This is a genomic window from uncultured Microscilla sp., from assembly GCF_947493425.1.
Lineage (GTDB): Bacteria > Bacteroidota > Bacteroidia > Cytophagales > Microscillaceae > Microscilla.
Window position 1 is genome coordinate 1 of the sequence record NZ_CANLRP010000314.1, and the last position, 4308, is coordinate 4308.

Genomic DNA, 4308 nt, shown 5'->3' on the forward strand with positions numbered 1-4308 from the left:
ACATCATGGAGGCTCCTATCCAAGATATTCATCAATTTTACCCACAAAATTTTAAAAAATAACATCCTATAAAGACGCTGTTGCTTGGCTTACCTGTACTTCGTGGAATGGATACTCTGTTCTAACATATCAACTACCACTAACAGAAGGTTATAGCAGTTTTTTTGTTTTCAATTTTTCTTTGCGTAGTAATTGATACTTGGAAAAATATTGAACGAGTTATTATCCCTCAGAATTTTAAGCCCTAAAATAGCTTCATAAATTACACTGTTAAAATTGAGCAACATGGGGGTGCTGGGACGGATACTTAGTAGATACCTTACCTGTGGTAGGCACATCTACTGAAAAAGGCTCAAAAGCAGGCGAAGACTGAGCCATAGAGCTTGCCTTTGGTGGAAGAGACTTTGTAGTAGACACTGAGCGTTGCTCCTTCAACCATTTACCACGCCAGTAGCAAAACATGTTCAAAGTAATACCCTGTTCAGCACTATAAGTTTTACGATCCATCGTATGCTCATCATAACCAGATACAATCGCATACATCTTCTCTTGTTTTGTCATATCTTTTGGATACAAAGCTAGGCTCACTTGGTACAAAGCAAAACATGGGCTTGGACGTAGGGATACTTTAAGACTACTATTTCTAATATTGATAAACAGCCATCCATTCTGGTTTTAATTTAATGGTCTCCAGAAATGATTTTTTTAAAAATTTACGTTCTTCAAAAATGTCGAATTCATAGTCTTCAATGCTATCATTTAAAATTTGTTCATAAGTAAACTCTTGTTTTCTTTTCTGGTGCCTGAACATGCGATTAGATATAACTCTTAATTCACTTTTAGAAAAATTTCTTATTTCTTCATTGTAGCGTCTCTTGATCTCAAATAAAAAGTCCCAAGTAGAGTTTTTATCAGGATTACCACTAAAAGAAATTTCAATTTCTTCTTTTTTTAAATTCAGATAATCTAAACTATCGTTGTTATTTATTGAGATAAAAACCTCAATTGGTACATGAGTTTTATTAAAAGGATAATAAGATATACGACCATTTTTGCAAGGGTTTTTGCTACCCTTACATTTCTTATTGCATTTATCACATAATGGCACCAAGTTTTTAAAATTAACGGAAGCAAAAGGATATTCTGCTTTTGGTAAATAATGATCATTATCTTCGCGATAATGTGTTTCCGCTGATTCAATTCTTGCCAAGCCACAACAAGGACAAGTTTTATGTTTAGTTGTTGAAATAAGCTTGTTATAATAATCTAATTTATCACCTGGGACAGCTGCTCTATCAATTAAATAATCATAAAATTTAATTAATAAAGGCTTCATGTCATTTTTTACAACTTTGGGTAAATCATCTAATTCAATTGGGGATAAAGTCCCTTCACACAATTCTTCTATTCTATTGTTAATATTGAACGCTTCTCTAATTTTAGCCCTTTCATCATTATTTAGTGTTTTACACTTCTTATAGATGCTATCTATCCTTTTTTTTAGCCAAGAATATTCATTGTAGATAATTTCAAACTCTTCGCTTAAAAAGTCTGAACAAGAAGTATGATTTGTTGCATTGCACCAAACTTGACAAACTAAATGCTCCAGATGTTCATGTAGTTTGAAAATTGGGTGGTTTATGGATTTATAGGTTCTTAACATTAGTTTTCTAAATTAATTCTATTCAGACGAGCCAAAATCATGTCTTTCTCAATCGATTCCCCAAGTTTTTTGAGTTTTGTCTTTATTTCGTTAATATCTGCTTTTGTTTTTATTTTTTCAAAATTTATACCCTCCAGCTCTGAATTTGCAAGATCTCCAATTGATTGATCATAATTAAATAATCTTTCAAGAATTAACTCTACAGAAGTACCGTACGTATTAAATGAATTTTCCAAATCAGTAACTTTTGTTGCTGTTGTACTACCTGTTTCATCTTTATCAAATAAAACCACATTATTGGGTAAGCAATCAGAAATAATGAAAGGTGAGTGTGAAGTAATAAGAATTTCACGCATTAGGTGATTACTTTGGGAATAATTTAAACTATTTTTGAGTATGCTAATAAATTTAGAGCGCCAGCTAGGATTAAAATGTGTTTCAGGTTCATCTAATAGTAACAATGCACTCTTATTCTTAAGCATTAAACAAATTCCCAACGTGTGTAAAAATTGTTGTTCACCATCAGATAGGTTTTTCATTAGAAGAGAAGTTTCCTCTGTTGAATTTTTATGTTTTTTGTTGATAAAGTAATCAAGAAAATAGAAAATTTTATCTTCTGGTTCAGGTAAAGGAACTTTTCCTTCTGTATAGAAGCCTCGAGATTGATATACATCTGACTTAATATAATCTTTGATTGAATGGTGATTGAGTGTATAAAGAATCTGAAAAGATTGAAATAGTTGAAAAATACCTCCAGGAAAGTTTTTATGAAAGGCTTTTTTCATATTCCCATTAGGATCAAACCAAAAATCTAGAGTTAACCTATGATCTTCTTCATAAAATGTGGTGGCACACCTTTTAAAAGCTTCTATAACATTATGATATTCATCTAAAATATGGCGATTATTGTGTGTATGTAAATTTAAATTCATGCGAAATCGAGTCATGCCTAAAATCCCTAATTCTTCTGTTAAAGGAGTTAAAACTTCATTACTTTGAAAAATTAGGTTCACCAGCAAAACTGCTTGACTCATTTCATAATCTATGTATAATAAGCTACTCTCTGGTTCAGTATATCTGGCTTGCTTTTCTAATGCAATTCGATATTCATCATAATGAAGCAAACGGTTTTTAAAGAAAGGAATGCTTAATATCTCATTTTCGCCAGAAGAATAGCCAATAATAAGGTCAGGTAGAAAACGTTTTGCAGGAGCAGGAATTTCCGCGTACTTCTCTGCTACAACAGAAACAGGAATAGGCTCTTCTTCAAATGGAAATGGCTGGTAGGTCAATTTAGGGAATCCATCGTCTTTTTGAGTTTTTTCTTTTTTGGTGATTTTAACCTTTACCAAGTTTTCAACTTTGTAATTCAAATCTCTATCAAGGCAGATATAATATTCTAATTCAAAGGCGTTGGGTTTACAAATCTCTGGGTGAAAAATTTCTTGGAAATTCTGAGGTTGGTTGACATTAGCACAACATTCGATATGATAGAATATATTGGCTAAAACCTCTAATACATTAGATTTACCACTTCCATTTAATCCAGCAAAGCAAAACGGGTGAAATTCTAAAATTTCTTGTTGCTCAATAACCTGTTTTTCAAAGAAAGGTCTAAACTGTAACTTAAACCCTTTTTTTATATTACCATAATTTGAATTGATATGCAAACTTAATAACTTCATTTGGTTACCCTCAACTTAATCTCATTATTATACAAAAACTGTTCAATACTCCCTTCTTCCAATAATGGTATTAGTTTATTCCAGGCTTCATCATAATTATCAAAAGTAGAAAAACGATTTTTTTGCTCGCTAAGCCAATTAACTAAATAGTTTAATCTATTTCCTTCTTTTAAATCTTTATGTGATAAACTTTGTAACAAAGACTCGAATACATCTTCTTCTTCGATTTGAGAATCTTCACTAAATGCATTTTGTAAATAAGCTTGGAAAAGTTGTTTTAGCAATTCAACCTGTTGTGTACAGATTGATTTTTGTTTTTGAACTCTCAAATAAATTTTTTCATAATCATTTTGCAACTCAATAGGAGGGAGAAGAATTAATTGTTTTAAAAAGGTAGAACCACTAATATTGGCTAGATTACCAGATAAACGAGCTTTACTTTTGAGTACTTTTTTTCCAAAGTCAGAATTAAAAAAGCTTGCCAAATAATAAGGATTAAGTATCTCTTCATTTAGCTCCAATCTTACCAAATACCCTGCGAATGTGTAACCATCACTTTTATCCCAAACGGCAATTTTACCCACTAATTCGGGACTATTTGTTCTATTGAAAAGAACATTACGGTTTTTTAACTTAAAAGTATTTTTTTCTTTTTCTGAAAATTCCACCCATTTTAAATCATCTAATGAAATTTCACCTTTGTATGTCAAGTTATTCATTCTTAACATTGGTTCACCTACTTCTTCATTGTTAGATATTTTTCCTGTCCCTTGGATTCTATTTTTGATGCCTTTCGTGTCTTTGATAGGTTTATAATCCCATTTGTTTGATTTTTCTAGAAACATTTCCAAAAAAATTGAACTAATGTAATCATCCAATAATTTGTATCCATTCCACGAAGTACAGGTAAGCCAAGCAACAACGTCTTTATAGGATGTTATTTTTTAAAATTTTGTGGGT

Annotated in this window: 4 protein-coding genes; all 4 read right to left on the reverse strand. The window is 31.3% G+C overall.

Translation table 11 applies throughout. From position 1 onward, the window contains the following. Positions 1-270: 270 nt before the first annotated feature. The 4 genes from Q0954_RS32995 to Q0954_RS33010 all read right to left on the reverse strand — a co-directional run bounded on the left by Q0954_RS32995 (position 271) and on the right by Q0954_RS33010 (position 4193). Positions 271-561 (reverse strand): hypothetical protein, encoded by a 291-nt coding sequence (locus Q0954_RS32995; protein WP_299466008.1) that lies wholly within the window; start codon positions 559-561, stop codon positions 271-273. 82 nt (positions 562-643) lie between these two features. Continuing rightward, positions 644-1663, reverse strand: coding sequence for a hypothetical protein (locus tag Q0954_RS33000; protein WP_299466011.1), 1020 nt, complete (start codon positions 1661-1663; stop codon positions 644-646). Further along, positions 1663-3348 (reverse strand): restriction system-associated AAA family ATPase, encoded by a 1686-nt coding sequence (locus tag Q0954_RS33005; protein ID WP_299466014.1) that lies wholly within the window; start codon positions 3346-3348, stop codon positions 1663-1665. The genes Q0954_RS33000 and Q0954_RS33005 overlap by 1 nt, the downstream gene beginning before the upstream one ends. Beyond that, positions 3345-4193, reverse strand: a complete 849-nt coding sequence (locus tag Q0954_RS33010; RefSeq protein WP_299466017.1) for a hypothetical protein — start codon at positions 4191-4193, stop codon at positions 3345-3347. The genes Q0954_RS33005 and Q0954_RS33010 overlap by 4 nt, the downstream gene beginning before the upstream one ends. Between the last annotated feature and the right edge of the window lie 115 nt (positions 4194-4308).